The 16083-nt window shown below is 69.0% G+C and carries 16 protein-coding genes and 1 tRNA gene; 11 read left to right on the top strand and 6 right to left on the bottom strand.

Translation table 11 applies throughout. From position 1 onward, the window contains the following. Positions 1–65: 65 nt before the first annotated feature. Together ACRYRV_RS05465 and ACRYRV_RS05470 are read left to right on the top strand one after the other, a co-directional pair. Positions 66–1220, top strand: a complete 1155-nt coding sequence (locus tag ACRYRV_RS05465; protein WP_444985717.1) for a diguanylate cyclase — start codon at positions 66–68, stop codon at positions 1218–1220. A 107-nt stretch (positions 1221–1327) separates the two neighbouring features. Then, complete coding sequence (locus ACRYRV_RS05470) at positions 1328–2794, top strand: dihydrolipoyl dehydrogenase (RefSeq protein ID WP_444985716.1); 1467 nt, start codon at positions 1328–1330, stop codon at positions 2792–2794. A 75-nt stretch (positions 2795–2869) separates the two neighbouring features. Here ACRYRV_RS05470 and ftsH read toward each other — a convergent pair whose 3' ends face one another. Continuing rightward, positions 2870–4834 (bottom strand): ATP-dependent zinc metalloprotease FtsH, encoded by a 1965-nt coding sequence (gene ftsH / locus ACRYRV_RS05475; RefSeq protein ID WP_444985715.1) that lies wholly within the window; start codon positions 4832–4834, stop codon positions 2870–2872. A gap of 160 nt (positions 4835–4994) precedes the next feature. Here ftsH and ACRYRV_RS05480 point away from each other — a divergent pair, with 160 nt between their 5' ends. Beyond that, entirely contained in the window at positions 4995–5939 is a 945-nt protein-coding gene (locus tag ACRYRV_RS05480) for a patatin-like phospholipase family protein (RefSeq protein ID WP_444985714.1), read from the top strand. Positions 5940–6013: 74 nt separating this feature from the next. Then, positions 6014–6346, top strand: coding sequence for a hypothetical protein (locus ACRYRV_RS05485; RefSeq protein ID WP_253449137.1), 333 nt, complete (start codon positions 6014–6016; stop codon positions 6344–6346). 12 nt (positions 6347–6358) lie between these two features. On the opposite strand, the gene ACRYRV_RS05490 is transcribed toward ACRYRV_RS05485, so the two are convergent. Together ACRYRV_RS05490 and ACRYRV_RS05495 are read right to left on the bottom strand one after the other, a co-directional pair. Further along, positions 6359–6982, bottom strand: a complete 624-nt coding sequence (locus ACRYRV_RS05490) for a transglycosylase SLT domain-containing protein (RefSeq protein WP_253451985.1) — start codon at positions 6980–6982, stop codon at positions 6359–6361. Between the two features lie 22 nt (positions 6983–7004). Continuing rightward, complete coding sequence (locus ACRYRV_RS05495; RefSeq protein WP_110068418.1) at positions 7005–7400, bottom strand: HIT family protein; 396 nt, start codon at positions 7398–7400, stop codon at positions 7005–7007. A 144-nt stretch (positions 7401–7544) separates the two neighbouring features. On the opposite strand from ACRYRV_RS05495, the gene ACRYRV_RS05500 reads away from it, so the two are divergent. The 3 genes from ACRYRV_RS05500 to ACRYRV_RS05510 all read left to right on the top strand — a co-directional run bounded on the left by ACRYRV_RS05500 (position 7545) and on the right by ACRYRV_RS05510 (position 9459). After that, the gene (locus ACRYRV_RS05500) at positions 7545–7862 is read left to right on the top strand and encodes a hypothetical protein (protein WP_110068417.1); all 318 of its coding nucleotides are present in this window, start codon (positions 7545–7547) and stop codon (positions 7860–7862) included. Positions 7863–7987: 125 nt separating this feature from the next. Next, a complete protein-coding gene (locus ACRYRV_RS05505) occupies positions 7988–8875 on the top strand; it encodes a S66 peptidase family protein (RefSeq protein ID WP_110068416.1) in 888 nt (295 codons plus the stop codon). Positions 8876–9075: 200 nt separating this feature from the next. Continuing rightward, the gene (locus ACRYRV_RS05510; protein ID WP_253449134.1) at positions 9076–9459 is read left to right on the top strand and encodes a septal ring lytic transglycosylase RlpA family protein; all 384 of its coding nucleotides are present in this window, start codon (positions 9076–9078) and stop codon (positions 9457–9459) included. 22 nt (positions 9460–9481) lie between these two features. Here the strand turns inward: ACRYRV_RS05510 and ACRYRV_RS05515 are convergent, their stop codons facing one another. The 3 genes from ACRYRV_RS05515 to ACRYRV_RS05525 form a co-directional block, all read right to left on the bottom strand. Continuing rightward, a complete protein-coding gene (locus ACRYRV_RS05515; protein WP_110068414.1) occupies positions 9482–10126 on the bottom strand; it encodes an alternative oxidase in 645 nt (214 codons plus the stop codon). 128 nt (positions 10127–10254) lie between these two features. Next, on the bottom strand, positions 10255–11127 hold the full coding sequence (yghU, locus tag ACRYRV_RS05520) for a glutathione-dependent disulfide-bond oxidoreductase (RefSeq protein ID WP_444985713.1): 873 nt from the start codon (positions 11125–11127) through the stop codon (positions 10255–10257). A gap of 142 nt (positions 11128–11269) precedes the next feature. After that, positions 11270–11356, bottom strand: a tRNA-Leu gene (locus ACRYRV_RS05525). A gap of 114 nt (positions 11357–11470) precedes the next feature. On the opposite strand from ACRYRV_RS05525, the gene queA reads away from it, so the two are divergent. The 4 genes from queA to secD all read left to right on the top strand — a co-directional run bounded on the left by queA (position 11471) and on the right by secD (position 16083). Next, positions 11471–12511, top strand: a complete 1041-nt coding sequence (gene queA, locus ACRYRV_RS05530) for a tRNA preQ1(34) S-adenosylmethionine ribosyltransferase-isomerase QueA (RefSeq protein ID WP_444985712.1) — start codon at positions 11471–11473, stop codon at positions 12509–12511. Positions 12512–12541: 30 nt separating this feature from the next. Next, positions 12542–13660 (top strand): tRNA guanosine(34) transglycosylase Tgt, encoded by a 1119-nt coding sequence (gene tgt, locus ACRYRV_RS05535; protein ID WP_253451982.1) that lies wholly within the window; start codon positions 12542–12544, stop codon positions 13658–13660. Positions 13661–13780: 120 nt separating this feature from the next. After that, positions 13781–14113: a preprotein translocase subunit YajC gene (gene yajC, locus ACRYRV_RS05540; protein WP_253449126.1), complete on the top strand. Its 333-nt coding sequence runs from the start codon at positions 13781–13783 to the stop codon at positions 14111–14113. Positions 14114–14232: 119 nt separating this feature from the next. Next, positions 14233–16083 carry a protein translocase subunit SecD gene (gene secD / locus ACRYRV_RS05545; protein WP_253449123.1) on the top strand — a complete coding sequence of 617 codons (1851 nt, stop codon included), beginning with the start codon at positions 14233–14235 and terminating at the stop codon, positions 16081–16083.

Below are 16083 nucleotides of genomic sequence, written 5' to 3' on the forward strand. Positions count from 1 at the left end.
GCCTATCCATGTCGAGCCCAACCGAAAGAGGGAGCCCCCCGAGGCCCGAGCAGCGCAGGCGCCATGTGCCAGGCCCTCCCTTCGGGTCACCGCGCAGCAGCGGTGAGCTGAGAGCCAGCCTGACGTCGATTCGGGACACCTTCAGCAACCGCCACCACTCGCTGGACTTCGCCTACTCCCACGCCCACTACCTGCGCAATCGGGTACTGGCCGTCGGGGTCATCTTCCTGCTGCTCACCCCGCTATGGGCGCTGGTGGACGCCATGATGCTGCCTCGCGAGCTGTGGGGCACCACTCTGATCGGCCGCGGGCTCCTGCTGGCAGGCCTGCTCGGTGTTCTGCTGCTGGCCAGGGCCAGCCGCGAGCATATCGGACGCATTCGCCTCAGCGCCGGCTTCCTGCTCGCGCTGCCGGCGGCCTTCTATGCCCTGGTGCTGATACTACTGCCCAATGGAGATGCCTCCCGGCTGGCGGGCTATGCCTTTATTCCCTTCCTGCTGGTCGCCGCCCTGAGCGTCTTCCCCTTTACCATCCTGGAGTCCCTGGCCGCGGGACTCGCCCTGCTCTGGCTGCTGGCCTTCGCCCAGATGGTCGACGGCAGCTGGCTGACGCCGGCGGGGTTCGAGGGGCTCTGGCTGCTGACCAGCCTGCTGGTGGTCTCCCTGGCCGCCAACCACTTCCAGCTCAGCCTGCTGATGCGGGTCTACCGCCAGGCCACCCATGACCCCCTCACCGGCCTGCTCAACCGCGGCGCCCTGTCGCTGCATCTGGAGAAGCTCCAGGCCTGGCGCCGCGAGGAGCAGTCCAGCGGCAGCCTGACCCCCTGCGCGGTGCTGATGATGGATATCGACCACTTCAAGAAGATCAACGATACCCACGGCCACTCCGTCGGCGACCTGATCCTGGCAGAGTTCGCCCGGGTGCTGCTGGCCCAGACGCGCAACGACGACTGCGTGGCCCGCTACGGCGGCGAGGAGTTCGTCATCCTGCTGCTCAACACCCCTGGCGACAGGGCGGCCGAGGTGGCCGAACGCATTCGCCGGGCCGTGGAAACGCACCACTTTCCGGACCACAACCACCTGCGGGTGCCCGTCACCGCCAGCATCGGCGTGGCCAGCCTGCAAGGGGACGAAGCGCCGGAGCAGGCCCTGGAGCGGGCCGACGCCGCCCTCTATGGCGCCAAGGAAGCGGGTCGCAACCGGGTCATGGCGGCGACCTGAACACAGGCCTCGCGGCTCCTGCGTCAAGACGCCGCCCCGGCATGCCGGCCCCGCGAGACACCTCTGTGCCATAGTGGATGAACGATTCTCGAGGGAAGGAGAGCCCGATGCAGCAACGTGAGGTCGATATCGCCATCATCGGCGCCGGCAGCGCCGGCCTGAGCGCCTGGCACGCCGCCCGCCGGCACAGCGACAGCGTGGTACTGATCGAGGGGGGTGCCTTCGGCACTACCTGCGCTCGGGTGGGCTGCATGCCGTCGAAGCTGCTGATCGCCGCCGCCGAGGCCGCCCATCGGGCCCGGGATGCCGGGGGCTTCGGCATCCGGGTGAGCGGGGTCGAGGTGGATGGCACCGCCGTCATGACTAGGGTCAGGGAGGAGCGCGACGGCTTCGTAGGGCGGGTCTTCAAGTCGATGCGGCGCATCCCCGACCAGGACCGCCTGGAGGGCCATGCCCGCTTCGAGGATCCCCACACCCTGAGCGTCGGTGACCACACTCGGGTGACCGCCCGCAACATCATCATCGCCACCGGCTCGCGCCCCACCTGGCCCGGGATGTTCGACGCCGCCGGCGACCGGCTGATCATCAACGATGACGTCTTCGCATGGGACGACCTGCCGGAGTCCGTGGCGGTGTTCGGGCCGGGGGTGATCGGCCTGGAGCTGGGCCAGGCGCTGCACCGCCTGGGGGTGCGACTGCGGGTGTTCGGCGTGGGCGGCGCCCTGGGCCCCTTCCGGGACGAGAAGGTGCGTGCCAGCGCCGAGGCCGCCTTCAACGAGGAGTTCTACGTCGACCCCGACGCCCGGGTCGAGAAGATCGAGCGCGACGGCGACGCCGTGGTGATCACCTTCGTCGAGCGCGACAGCGGCGAGACCCTCACCGAACGCTTCGACCACCTGCTGGCTGCCACCGGGCGGCGCCCCAACGTCGACCGGCTGGACCTGGAGAAGGCCGGCCTGGCCCTGGACGAGCGCGGCGTGCCGCGCTTCAACCGCTTCACCCTGCAGTGCTGCAACGCCGACGAGAGCCCCAGCCATCTCTTTATCGCCGGCGACGCCAACCAGGAGCTGCCGCTGCTCCATGAGGCCAACAGCGAGGGGCGCATCGCCGGCGACAACGCCGGGCGCTTCCCCGAGCTGCGCGCCGGCCGACGCAACGTGCCGCTCGCCATCGTCTTCACCGAGCCGCAGATGGCCACCGTGGGCGAGGGCTACGCAACGCTGGAGAAGCGCCTGGGCGGCTGCGACTGCCTGGCCGTGGGCGAGGCCTCCTTCGAGGACCAGGGGCGCGCCCTGGTGATGCGGGAGAACCGGGGCCTGATGCGCGTCTATGCCGAGCAGGGCTCCGGGCAGTTCCTCGGCGCCGAGCTCTTCGGTCCCCGGGTGGAGCATATGGCACACCTGCTGGCCTGGGCCCTGGAGCAGAAGCTCAGCGTCGGCCAGATGCTGGCCATGCCCTGGTATCACCCGGTGGTCGAGGAGGGGCTGCGCGGCGCCCTGCGCGACCTCAACGCCAACCTCAAGCTGGGGCCGGCGATCACCGAACGCTGCATGGAGTGCGGCCCGGGCGACTGAGCCACTCCGCCGGGCAGGTCCCACCAGGGAAGCAGCGCCCGGGGTGCCTGAACGGCCCCCCGGGCGCTACCGTGGTCAGGCCCGCACCGGCAGCCGCGAGGCGCCCCCTTCCAGCACCTCGCGGATCTCCTCGCCCTCCAGGGTCTCCCGAGCCGCCAGGGCCTCGGCCAGGCGATCCAGCTCGCCGCGGTGCTGCTCCAGCAGCCGACGTCCTCGCACCTCCAGCTCCGTCAGCAGCCGGCGGATCTCGTCGTCCAGCAGGCCCGCCGAGGCCTCGCTATGCTCGCGCAGCTGGGTCATCTCGCGCCCCAGGAAGGCGTGCTCCTGCCCCTGGGAAAGGGCCATGGGCCCCACCCGCTCGCTCATGCCCCAGCGCGCCACCATGCGCCGCGCCAGGCGGGTCGCCTGCTCCAGGTCGTTCTCCGCGCCGCTGCTCACCTCGCCATAGACGATGGACTCGGCCAGGCGCCCACCGAAGAGCACCGTGATGCGGTCGCGCAGCCAGGACTCGCCGTAGTTGACTCGCTCCTCGTCGGGCACCTGAGCGGTAACGCCCAGGGTGCGCCCCCGGGGCAGCACCGTGACTTTCTCCAGGCGGTCGGCGTGGGGCAGCAGATGGGCGAGCAGCGCATGGCCCGCCTCGTGGTAGGCCACCAGGCGGCGCTGGGCCTCGGAGAGCCCCATCTCGCGCTCCTCTCCCAGCATCAGCCGGTCCCGAGCATCCAGGAAGCAGGCCCAGTCCACCTTGCTGCAGCCGCGCCGCCCGGCCAGCAGGGCGGCTTCGTTGGCCAGGTTGGCAAGATCCGCCCCCGAGAAGCCGATGGTGATCTCGGCCAGCCGCGCCAGGTCCACGTCACCCGCCAGCGGCATGCGCCGGGTGTGGACCCCGAGAATCGCCTCCCGGGCCTCGCGATGGGGGTTCTCCAGGGTCACCTTGCGGTCGAAGCGACCGGGGCGCAGCAGCGCCGGGTCCAGCACATCGGGGCGGTTGGTGGCGGCCAGCACCACCACCGCCTCGTGGCCCTCGAAGCCGTCCAGCTCGGCCAGGATCTGGTTGAGGGTCTGCTCGCGTTCATCATGGCCGCCGCCCACCCCGGTCCCCCGGGTGCGGCCGATGGAGTCGATTTCGTCGATAAAGACCACGGAGGGGGCCTTCTCCTTGGCCTGGCGGAAGAGGTCGCGGACCCGGGAGGCTCCCACCCCAACGAACATCTCGATGAACTCCGAACCGCTGATGCTGAAGAAGGGCACCCCGGCCTCGCCCGCTACCGCCTTGGCCATCAACGTCTTGCCGGTGCCGGGCGGTCCCATCATCAGGATACCTCGAGGCATCCGCGCGCCCAGCGCCTTGAAGCGCTCGGGCTCCCGGAGGAACTCGATCACCTCGAAGATATCGCGCTTGGCGTTCTCGGAGCCCGCCACGTCCTCCAGCGTCACCTTGCTCTGCTGGGGCTCCACCAGGCGCGCCCGGGACCTGCCCATGCCGAAGGTGCCGCTGCCGCCGGTCATGCGCTCCTGCATGCGATTCCAGAACCAGAACAGCAGCGCCAGCATCAGCAGCCAGGGCACCACCCCCATCAGCAGGCGCTGCCACCCCGCGGGCTCCGCCGGGCGCGCGGCGATGCGTACCTGCTGTGCCTCGAGGCGCTCCAGCAGGCGCTCGCTCTCCACGTCCGGGCGGGTGGTGGTAAAGGCGCGGGTCTCGCCCAGGTCCAGATCGAGGCGGCCGGAGTCGCTGAAGACGCCCTCCAGGGCCTGGCCGCGCAGCGTTACCTCCCCCACGTGGCCGGCGTCCACCGCCTCGAGGAAGTCGGAATAGGTCAGCTCCACCCGGGCCTGGCGGTCGGCACCCTCCAGGTAGTGAAACATCAGCAGGATCGCCACCGCCATCCAGACGAACAGCAGCCACTGCTGGCGCGGCAGTCCGTTCCCGCCAGGGGGGCCGCCATCCTGACGGTCATCGCCACCGCCGCCATCGGGAGCGGGCGGCCTGGGGCCGGAAGGGTCGGGGCGAGGGGCGGGGCCCCTGGGCTCGGCCATGTCACTCTCCGTCGCACTCACAGCCTTCAACATGGCCCTTTGCCTCCCGCCTGGCAACCCGTTCGAACCTCACCTCCCACCACGCCCGCCGAGCCCGGCTGTGGCATAGTGGCGCAAGGCCCCTCGGGGCGCTTCCCGCCGACATCGCCTGGAGCCCAGCGTGCGACAATCGACCACTCGTCCCCTGCCCCGCCTCGTCCGCCATCTGCTGGCCGCTGCCCTGACCCTGGGGCTGCTCTGCGGCCAGGCCGGCGCCTCGGAGCGCCCCACCCTGGGCCTGGCACTGGGCTCCGGGGGCGCCAACGGGCTGGCCCATATCGCCGTGCTGCAGGTGCTCGACGAGCTGGAGATCCTTCCCGACCGCATCACCGGCACCAGCATCGGCGCGGTGATCGGCGGGCTCTATGCGGCGGGGCTTTCCGCCGAGGAGATCCTCGACATCTTCGACGATGTGGCGGGCTCCCCCCTGGACGCTCTCTCGGGCCTGGCGGGCTCGGAGCTGGACCTGATGGACCTGCTGCAGCTGGGCCTCAGCGACGGCGGCCTCTTCGACTCCGGCGGTTTTCTCCGTTTTCTGGCCGGTCACACCGAGGCGCGGCGCTTCGACGATCTGCGCATTCCGCTCGCGGTGGTGGCCACCGACTACTGGAGCGGCGAGAGCGTGGTCATCGAGGAGGGGCCGCTGTTCGCCGCCATCGAGGCGAGCATGGCGGTGCCGGGGCTGTTCAAGCCGGTGCACCGCGGCGACCAGCTGCTGATCGACGGCGGCACCTCCAACCCGCTGCCCTACGACCTGCTGATGGAGGAGATGGACCTGGTGATCGCCGTGGACGTCTCCGGCAGCCGCAACCCGGCGAGCGAGCCCCAGCCCGGCATCACCGACCTGCTGTTCAAGACCTTCAGCATCATGCAGCAGTCGCTGATCCGGCAGGCCCTGGAGCGCCAGCCGCCGCACCTCTACCTGAAGCCCGAAGCCGCCGGCGTGCGCCTGCTGCACTTCAATCGCATCCACGAGATCCTGGCCCAGAGCGAGGCGGTGGCCGATGAGCTGCGTGACCAGCTCACCATCTGGCTCGCCATCCAGGCCGATGCGGCCCGACCCTGACGGATCCCCGTGCCCGACCGACGCCGGGAGGTTATGCTCAGGAGAGCCCCCACCGCCCCCGCAGGAGACGCGCGATGGCCGATATCACCGCACGGATGGCCGACCTCAAGGCCAGGATTGATGAACTGGCCAGCCTGGCTGCCAGCGAGCACCGCGAGCGAGCCAGCTCCCTGGCAGGCTCGCTGGCTGAGGAGCTTGAGCGCCTGGGCGAGGAGCCCCCCGCGGCGCCGACGTCGACCGTGCCGCCCCCCAGGGCGCCCCGCGACGAGGTGGAGCGCTGCCCGGTGTGCAGCCTGCGCAGCTACCGCTTCCAGCGGGGCACCATTCGCGAGAGCGAGTATGGCGGCTTCGAAGCCTTCTACCGCTGCGGCAGCTGCGCCCACGAGGGGTGGCAGGCGCTCGCCTGAACCACCACGGGCTCAGCGGCAGAAGGGTCCGACCTGATAGAAGCGCCGGCACTGGAACTCCGCCTCGCAGCTCGCCAGCTGCGCCTGATAGCGGCCGGCGCGCGCCGAGACCTGGCGGGCGGCGCGCTGCACGGCGGGCTTGCCACGCCAGGTGCCGCGCTGATAGCCCCCCGCCCCCTCGTGGTAGGCCAGGTAGAGGTGCTCGGGGTTGCGCAGCGAGATGCCGGCCTGCCGCTGGCTGCGCGCGTTGTACCAGCCGATGAAGTCGGTGGCGTGCTTCATATGGCTGCGCCGGGCCAGGGTGCCACCCTGCGCCTCGCGATACTCGCCCCACACCGGGTCCAGGGCCTGGGCATAGCCCCGGGCCGAGGAGGGCCTGGGGCCGGGAATGAACCCCAGGTAGCGCTTGCGGGGCGGGCGCACATGGCTCTGGAAGGAGGACTCCTGCTGGATAAAGGCCATCTGGGTGGCGATGGGCGTGCCCCAGCGCTCCTCGGACGCCCGCGCATAGTCGTACCAGCGGGGCTGCTCGCGGAAGATCTCACAGAGGTTGCTCTGATCCTGCGGCGGCGACGGCGCCAGGGCTGCGCAGCCGGAGAGCAGGGCCAGGCCGGCGGCCAGCAGCCCGGCACGCAGGCCGAAGAGGCGGCCGCTACCGCTACGCCGCCAGGGCCGCACGCAGCTTCTCGGCAGCGGCCGCCAGATCCGCCTGGTCGGCCATGGGCAGATCCACCACCTGGATATCGCTCATCTCGTCCAGGGGGGTGAGATGAATATGCACGTGGGGCACCTCCAGTCCCACCACCAGCATGCCGACCCGCTTGCAGGGAAAGGCCCGCTTGATCGCCTTGGCCAGGCGCCGCGAGACGCTCATCAGGTGCTGGTAGAGGGGCTCAGAGAGATCATCCCAGTGGTCCACCTCCTCCCGGGGGATCACCAGCACATGGCCGGGCTTCATCGGCTGGATGGTCATGATGACCACGCACTGGTCGTCCTCGTGGACGAAATGCCCCGGGATCTCTCCCTGGATGATACGGGTAAAGACGCTCGCCATCGGTGCTCTCCTGACTCATTGGTCGTGCCGCTGCATTGATGCCTGCAACAGCGGTGCGAAATCGGTATGCTGGAGGGTGCAACATCCCTGTACGGAGCAGAATACACGATCGATCATTCATTCCAAGCCAGCACGGAGGTTCACATGAAGGTCTACAAACCTGAATGGCGGTGCACGTTTAGCGTAAACGAGAGCGCGGATGAATCAGCTAGCTGGAAGGAACGAATCGCCTGGCAGCTGCGTGACTTTGCCGACCGGCTGGACGGCGGCAGCAGAACCCTGAAGATCGACTGCGACGTGACCCCGACGGTGAGTCGGGACGAGATCGACACCTGCCTGGGCAAGGGCTTCGCCGTGACCCAGAGCCTGCTCACCCAGCTGGCCCACCAGGCCGCCTGCGAGGACGTGATGCGCGAGGCCAAGGCAGAACTGTTCGAGGAGGAGACGGCGCCGCGACACTGACGCACGCCCTCGTCGACAGCTCCCACGCCCCATCTTCGGATGGGGCGTTTTCGTTTCCGAGGCCGGATGCAGGCGGCGCCAGGCCATGCCATCCTTGGAGCCCTCGCCACTGCCGGAACCCGACCATGCCGCTTGCCATCAGCCTCGTCGCCCTCTCCTCGGTCACCGATGCCGCCGCCGTGGCGGCCGGCATTCGCGGGCTCGAGTCCCTGGACGTCCGGGTGCACTGCCCCGAACCGCTGCAGCGTCCGACCCGCTACCTGGCGGGCGAGCGCCAGTGGCGCCTGGATCAGCTGCATGCCGCCTACGCCGACCCCGATACCCGGGCGGTCTGGGCCATCCGCGGCGGCTATGGCGCCGCCCAGCTGCTGGACGGCATCGACTGGGCGCACCTCAAGGCGCACCCCAAGCCGCTGGTGGGCTTCTCCGACGTCACCGTGCTGCTCGATCACTGGCGCCGCCAGGAGCTGCCGGCCATCCACGGCCCGGTGGTCAAGGCGGCGGGCAGACTCCTGGAGGACGACGCGCAGGCCCGCGCCCTTGTCCGCCGACAGTTCGAGGAGACCCTGACGCTGATAGGCGGCCCTGCCGAACAGCGCCTGCCCCTCCGCCCCTGGGGCGAGGCCCCCGCACGCCTGGCGGGCCCGGTGGTGGGCGGCAACCTCATCACCCTGGCGAGCCTGGCGGGGACACCGGCGGCCTTTCATGCGCCTGCCGGGGCCCTGGTGGTACTCGAGGACGTGGGCGAGCCCTACTACCGCCTGGAGCGGGCCCTCTGGCAGCTGGTTCACGGCGGCGCCCTCGACGCCGCCGGCGCGATCTGCCTGGGCACCTTCGAGGGGTGCAGCGCCTTCGACGCGACCCCGCTGGAGGCCATCATCGCCGAGACCCTGGCCCCGCTGGACGTGCCGCTCTACCACGGGCTGCCCGTCGGCCACGGCCTGGACAATCGCCCCTGGCGGGTGGGCGCACCGGGTCTTATCGAAGGGGGGGAGCTGATCATGGCCGGGTAGGCGCGGCCCCTGCCGTCATGGGCCCGGCTCATAGCGAACACTGCATTAGGAGATTGTCGCTATTCTGCGGCCATCTTCGCCGATCTCCGAGAAAGGGTTGTGGCCTCCGGGAAAGGCGGCTACTATCGACTCGCCCTTTGGCAACTCGCTGCATCGCAGCATACGCGACCCGCACTACGAGAGACCCTGAGGAAACCCAGATGGGAACCCGATCGAGACTGTTCCTCGCCTGCTGCCTGACAGGCGCGTTGACCCTCGGTACCCAGGCGGCCCTGGCCCATGAGGCCGAGGCGGAGATTCAGGAAGGCTACGCCTCCTTCTATCACGACAAGTTCCACGGCCGAGCCACCGCCAGCGGTGAGCGATTCGACCAGAACCAGCTGACCGCCGCCCACCCCGACCTACCCTTCGGCACCGAAGTCGTCGTGACCCGACCGGACACCGGCCGCGAGGTCACCGTGGTGATCAACGACCGCGGCCCCTTCGTGAAAGGACGCATCATCGACCTCTCCAAGCGCGCCGCCCGGGAGCTCGGCATGCTCAACCGCGGCGTGGCTCCGGTGATCATCACCGCCATCAACTGAGGCGAGCGCCATCGCCCGGCGCTCAGCGGCCGCCGGCGATCTGGTCGGCAAAATCGTGGTTGACGTCGCGATGGTCGGCCTCGTCGGCCCTCACCGCCTCGACCACCTCGCGCAGGCGCGCATCGGCGGGAAGCTTCCAGTAGTCGATGGCGATCTGCGGCGCCGGAATGTTCTCGTACTTCCCGCTGTCGATGCCCTCGAGATACTCGGTATAGCTGATCACCGCCTCCTCCTCGAGATAGCCCACCACCCGGTGGGCCGTCCTGCTCGAACAGAGATAGAGCAGAAAGAAGAGGTTGTAGAACGCCCCCTGGGCCAGCACGATCAGAGCCCGCTCCAACCGGGTGGGCCGCGCCACCTCGATGAAGGTCATCAGGTGCATGCGTTCGTTTTCGGCCTCGTCGAGCAGGGTACGAATCCAGCCATCGTCGCCCTTCAGGCGCCGCAGGGAGCGCAGGTGCTGCAGCGTTCCACCCACCATGCCCGGCACGGCGGCCACCGTCTCCAGCACCACGGCGCGGTGGCCGTAGCGCCCGGCGAAAAACAGGTCGGCGAAGAAGCGCATGAAGCGCACCAGCCGGTAGGCAAACCAGTCGGAGAATCCGCTGGGGCGGTGGTGGCGGCGAAGGGGCGGGTCGGAAGGCGAAGACGCTTCTTGGGAGCTCATGCAACACTCTCCTTGTCTCGGTAGCTGAACGCTCCAGTGATGGAACGTACCCACTTCAGAGACTTGCGGGCCGCCGGGGGGTTCCCCAGGCCGGGACGAGTCGCGCCTCGCCCCGGCAGTGGTGCTCCTCAGCCCTCGGAGCCGAGCCGGTCCTGGGTACGGGTCTCGAAGTCGCCGGCGTCGTGCCGCTCGTGCAGCTGCATCTCGGGCTCGCCGAAGGTGCGGTTGACCATGCGCCCGCGCTGCACCGCCGGCCGGCTATCGATCTCCTGCGCCCAGCGCAGCACGTGCCGGTACTCCTGCACCTGCAGGAACTCCCCCGCGTCATAGAGCCGCCCCAGCACCAGCTGACCGTACCAGGGCCAGTTGGCGATATCGGCGATGGTGTAGATATCGCCCCCCAGGTAGCGCGACTCCGCCAGGCGGCGGTCCAGCACGTCGAGCTGGCGCTTGGCCTCCATGGCGAAGCGGTTGATGGGGTACTCGAGCTTCTCAGGCGCATAGGCGTAGAAGTGGCCGAAGCCGCCGCCCAGGTAGGGGGCGCTGCCCATCTGCCAGAAGAGCCAGCTGAGGGTCTCGGTGCGCTCGGCGTGACCGTCGGGCAGGAACTCGCCGAATTTTTCGGCCAGATAGAGCAGGATGGCGCCGGACTCGAAGACCCGCTGGGGCGGGCTGGCGGAGCGGTCCATCAGCGCCGGGATCTTGGAGTTGGGGTTCACCTCGACGAAGCCGCTGCCGAACTGGTCGCCATCGCCGATGCGGATCAGCCAGGCGTCATACTCGGCGCCGGCATGCCCCAGCGCCAGCAGCTCCTCCAGCATCACCGTGACCTTGACCCCGTTGGGCGTGCCCATGGAGTAGAGCTGCAGCGGGTGCTTGCCCACCGGCAGCGCCTTGTCGTGGGTGGGGCCGGCCACGGGGCGGTTGATGCTGGCGAAGGTGCCGCCGCTGGGCTGCTCCCACTTCCAGACCCGGGACGGAACGTAGACGTGATCGCTCATGCTGACTCCATTAGCAGGGACATGATGTTCGGCAACCACGATACCCCGCAGCGCTCGGCGCGGCGAGCCAAACACCAGAGCGTTGCACAAACGCGAACGACCGCCCTGGGGCGGCCGTTCTGGAAGAGGGTCTGCAAAACACTGGTACCGGCGGTCGGACTCGAACCGACAAGAGGTTGCCCCCGGGAGATTTTGAATCTCCTGCGTCTACCAATTTCGCCACGCCGGCAACGCGAGAGGCATTATACGTGGGCCCGGCGGCGGGTCAATCTGGGTCCTGACTTCCCCCGATCGAGCCGGTATCCTAGGCGGCTTGCCAAGACACCGGATTCCGATACCGCCCATGCAGCGCGCCGACTTCCATTTCGAGCTCCCCGACGAGCTGATCGCCCGCTATCCCTCCGAGCAGCGCAGCGACTGCCGGCTGCTGTGCGTCGACGGCGCCAGCGGCGAGCTGGCCCACCGCCGCTTCCCGGACCTCCTCGAGCTGCTCGAGCCCGGCGATCTGCTGGTCTTCAACGATACCCGGGTGATCCCCGCCCGCCTGCACGGCCACAAGGCCAGCGGTGGCAAGGTGGAGATGCTGCTGGAGCGCCCCCTGGACGCCCACCGCGGCCTGGCCCACCTGCGCTCGAGCAAGTCGCCGAAACCGGGCACCGAGCTTGAGTTCGAGGGCGGCATCCGCGCCGTGGTGGAGGGGCGCCGGGACGCCCTCTTCGAGCTGCGCTTCCTGGGTGAGACGCCGCTGATCGCGCTGCTCGAGGCGCACGGCCATATGCCGCTGCCGCCCTATATCGACCGCGAGGACGAGAGTACCGACCGCGAGCGCTACCAGACCGTCTATGCCCGCCGCGCCGGCGCGGTGGCCGCGCCCACCGCAGGGCTGCACTTCGACGAGCCGCTGCTCGAGGCGCTTGCCGCAAAGGGGGTGGAGCGCGCCTTCGTCACCCTGCACGTGGGTGCCGGCACCTTCCAGCCGGTGCGCGTGGACGATATCCGCGAGCACGCCATGCATAGCGAGTGGCTGGAGGTGGACGAGGAGGTCTGCGCCAAGGTGCGCACCGCCCGCGCCGCCGGCCGCCGGGTGATCGCCGTGGGCACCACCAGCGTGCGCTGCCTGGAGAGCGCCTGCCTGAAGAGCGGCAGCGGCGAGATCGCCCCCTATCGCGGCGAGACCGATATCTTCATCTACCCCGGCTACGAGTGGCGCTGCGTGGACGCCCTGATCACCAACTTCCACCTGCCGGAGTCCACCCTGCTGATGCTGGTCTCCTCCTTCGCCGGCTACGACACCACCATGGCGGCCTACGCCGAGGCGGTGGCCCAGCGCTACGCCTTCTTCAGCTATGGCGATGCGATGTTCCTGACCCGCCAGCCTTCCTGATCCGAGACCCTCATGCGTAACGAATGCTTCATGTCCTTCGAGCGCCTGGCCACCGACGGCCGGGCCCGCCGCGGCAGACTGACCTTTCCCCGGGGAACGGTCGAAACGCCGGCCTTCATGCCGGTGGGCACCTACGGCACCGTCAAGGGAATGACCCCGGCCTCCGTGGAGGAGATCGGCGCCGAGATCATCCTCGGCAACACCTTCCACCTCTGGCTGCGCCCGGGCATGGAGGTGATCGAGGGCCACGGCGACCTGCACGACTTCGCCCAGTGGCACAAGCCGATCCTCACCGACTCCGGCGGTTTCCAGGTCTTCTCGCTCGGCGCCATGCGCAAGATCACCGAGCAGGGCGTGCACTTCCGCTCGCCGGTGGACGGCGCCAAGGTGTTCATGGGCCCCGAGGAGTCCATGGCGGTGCAGCGCTCGCTGGGCTCCGACGTGGTGATGATCTTCGATGAGTGCACCCCCTACCCGGCCACCGAGAAGGAGGCCGCGCTCTCCATGGAGCGCTCCCTGCGCTGGGCCAAGCGCTCCCGGGAGGCCCACGGCGAGTCGCCCTCGGCGCTCTTCGGCATCATCCAGGGCGGCATGTACCCCGAGCTGCGCGAGCAGTCGCTCAAGGGGCTGCTCGACATCGGCTTCGACGGCCTGGCCATCGGCGGCCTCTCGGTGGGCGAGCCCAAGGAGGAGATGATCCGGACCCTGGACTACCTGCCCGCCTGGATGCCCGAGGAGAAACCCCGCTACCTGATGGGCGTGGGCAAGCCCGAGGATCTGGTGGAGGGGGTGCGCCGCGGGGTCGACATGTTCGACTGCGTGATGCCGACTCGCAATGCCCGGAACGGCCACCTCTTCACCGCCGAGGGCACGGTCAAGATCCGCAACGCCAAGCACCGCCATGATACCCGCCCGCTGGAAGACGACTGCGACTGCTACACCTGCCAGCACTTCTCCCGAGCCTATCTGCACCACCTGGATCGCTGCGGCGAGATGCTTGGCTCCATGCTCAACACCATCCACAATCTGCGCCACTATCAGCGCCTGATGGCCGGTTTGCGCGGTGCCATCGAAGCGGGTACATTGGCGAACTTCGTGGAAGGCTTCTATGCACGGCGCGGCCTGCCGGTGCCTCCCGCTCCGAATTGATCGCCCCCGGCGCCCCTGACGGGCGCGCCGGGGAGCGCTGGCCCGCCCAGGCGGGCAGCACCCCTTACCCATCTCGACCTTTCATACCAACTTTTCATACCAACCAGGAGACACCCACCCATGCTGGATTTCCTCATCGCTCCGGCCTATGCCCAGGACGCCGCCGCCGGCAGCGGCATGGCCCAGATCGTCATGCTGCTCGGCTTCGTGCTGATCTTCTACTTCCTGCTGTGGCGCCCCCAGGCCAAGCGGGCCAAGCAGCACAAGCAGCTGATCGGCAGCCTCGCCAAGGGTGACGAGATCGTCATCGGCGGCGGCGTGCTGGGCCGCATCACCAAGGTGAGCGACGAAAGCGAATTCCTGACCATGGAAGTCGCCGAAGGCACCCAGATCAACGTGCAGAAGAACGCCGTCGCGGCGGTGCTGCCCAAGGGCACCATCAAGTCCATCTGAGTCGTGTCCTTCCGGCCCCGCCCCTGCGGGGCCGCTTTCGATCGTCGCAGGAACCCTGCGGCGATCGTGACGTCTTCACGTCACCACCCTGATGTCCGCAACCTGAGGGCAGGGCTCCCATGCTCAACCGTTACCCACTGTGGAAGTATCTGCTGATACTGGTCATCCTCGCCGCCGGCCTGGTCTATTCGCTGCCCAACCTCTACCCCGAAGATCCGGCGGTGCAGATCAGCAGCGCCAGCGGCGACGCCACCGTCGACGAAGGCGAACTGGAGCGCATCCAGAGCGCCCTGCGCGACGCCGGTATCACCATCAAGGCCGTCGAACGCGACGAGAGCAGCGTGCTGATCCGCCTCGACGACGCCGATGAACAGCTCCAGGCCCGCGACCGCATCGCCGCCATGCTCGGCGACGACTTCGTGGTGGCCCTGAACCTGGCCGAATCCACCCCGGCCTGGCTGCAGGCGCTCTCCGCCTCGCCCATGACGCTCGGCCTCGACCTGCGCGGCGGCGTGCACTTCCTGCTGGAGGTGGACATGGACGCCGCGGTGACCCAGCGCCTCGAGGTCAATGCCAGCGCCATGCGCGAGCAGCTGCGCAGCGAGCGCATCCGCTACCGCGGCACCGAGATCGAGGGGCGCACCCTGACGCTGACCTTCACCACCGAGGAGGACCGCGATGCGGCCCGCCGCCTGATCAGCCGCGAGTTCCGCGACTTCGACTACCAGAACGTGGGCGACGGCCGCGGCGCGGCGCTGGCCATGACGCTTACCGACCAGGCGGTCAACGAGATCCAGGACTACGCGGTCAACCAGAACCTCACCACCCTGCGCAACCGGGTGGACGAGCTGGGCGTGGCCGAGCCCATGGTGCAGCGCCAGGGCCCCGACCGCATCGTGGTGGAGCTGCCCGGGGTCCAGGACACCGTGGCTGCCAAGCGGGTAGTGGGCGCCACCGCCAACCTGGAGTTCCGCCTCGAGGCGCGTCCGGATACGCCGGACAACGAGACCGAGCGCCTGGGCTTTCGCAACGACGAGTCGCGCACCGCCGAGCTGATGCGCGACGTCATCATCACCGGCGACAGCGTCTCCAGCGCCAGCCGCAGCTTCGACGAGAACGGCCGCCCCCAGGTCAACATCAACCTGGACGGCACCGGCGGCACCCTGATGAACCGCGCCACCCGCACCAATATCGGTCGCAACATGGCGGTGATCTTCATCGAGCACAAGACCCGCGACAGCGTCGAGGTGGTCGACGGCGAGGAGGTGATCGTCCGCGAGCCCTACACCGAGCGCGGCATCATCAGCCTGGCCACCATCCAGAGCGCCCTGGGCAACAGCTTCCGCATCACCGGGCTCGACTCGCCCACCGAGGCCGCCGAGCTCGCCCTGCTGCTGCGCTCCGGCTCGCTGGCAGCACCGATCTACTTCGTGCAGGAGCGCACCATCGGCCCGAGCCTGGGGGCCGAGAACATCAAGCGCGGCGTGATGTCAGTGCAGATCGGCCTGCTGCTGGTGGTGCTCTTCATGCTGATCCGCTACAAGGTGTTCGGCATCATCGCCAACGTCGCGCTGGCGCTGAACCTGACCCTGCTGATGGCGGCCATGTCGCTGCTCGGCGCCACCCTCACCCTGCCCGGCATCGCCGGCATCGTGCTGACCCTGGGGATGGCGGTGGACGCCAACGTGCTGATCTTCGAACGCATACGCGAGGAGCTGCGCGGCGGGCTCTCGATACAGCAGGCGATCCACGCCGGCTATGAGCGCGCCTTCACCTCCATCGTCGATGCCAATATCACCACCCTGCTGGTGGCGGTGATCCTGTTCTCGATCGGCACCGGCCCGGTCAAGGGCTTCGCCGTGACCCTGTCGCTGGGGATCATCACCTCGCTGTTCACCGCCCTGCTGGTGACCCGCGCCATGGTGAACCTCGTCTACGGCGGCAAGCCGGTCAAGAAGCTCTGGATTTAA

The organism is Halomonas mongoliensis, assembly GCF_052496345.1.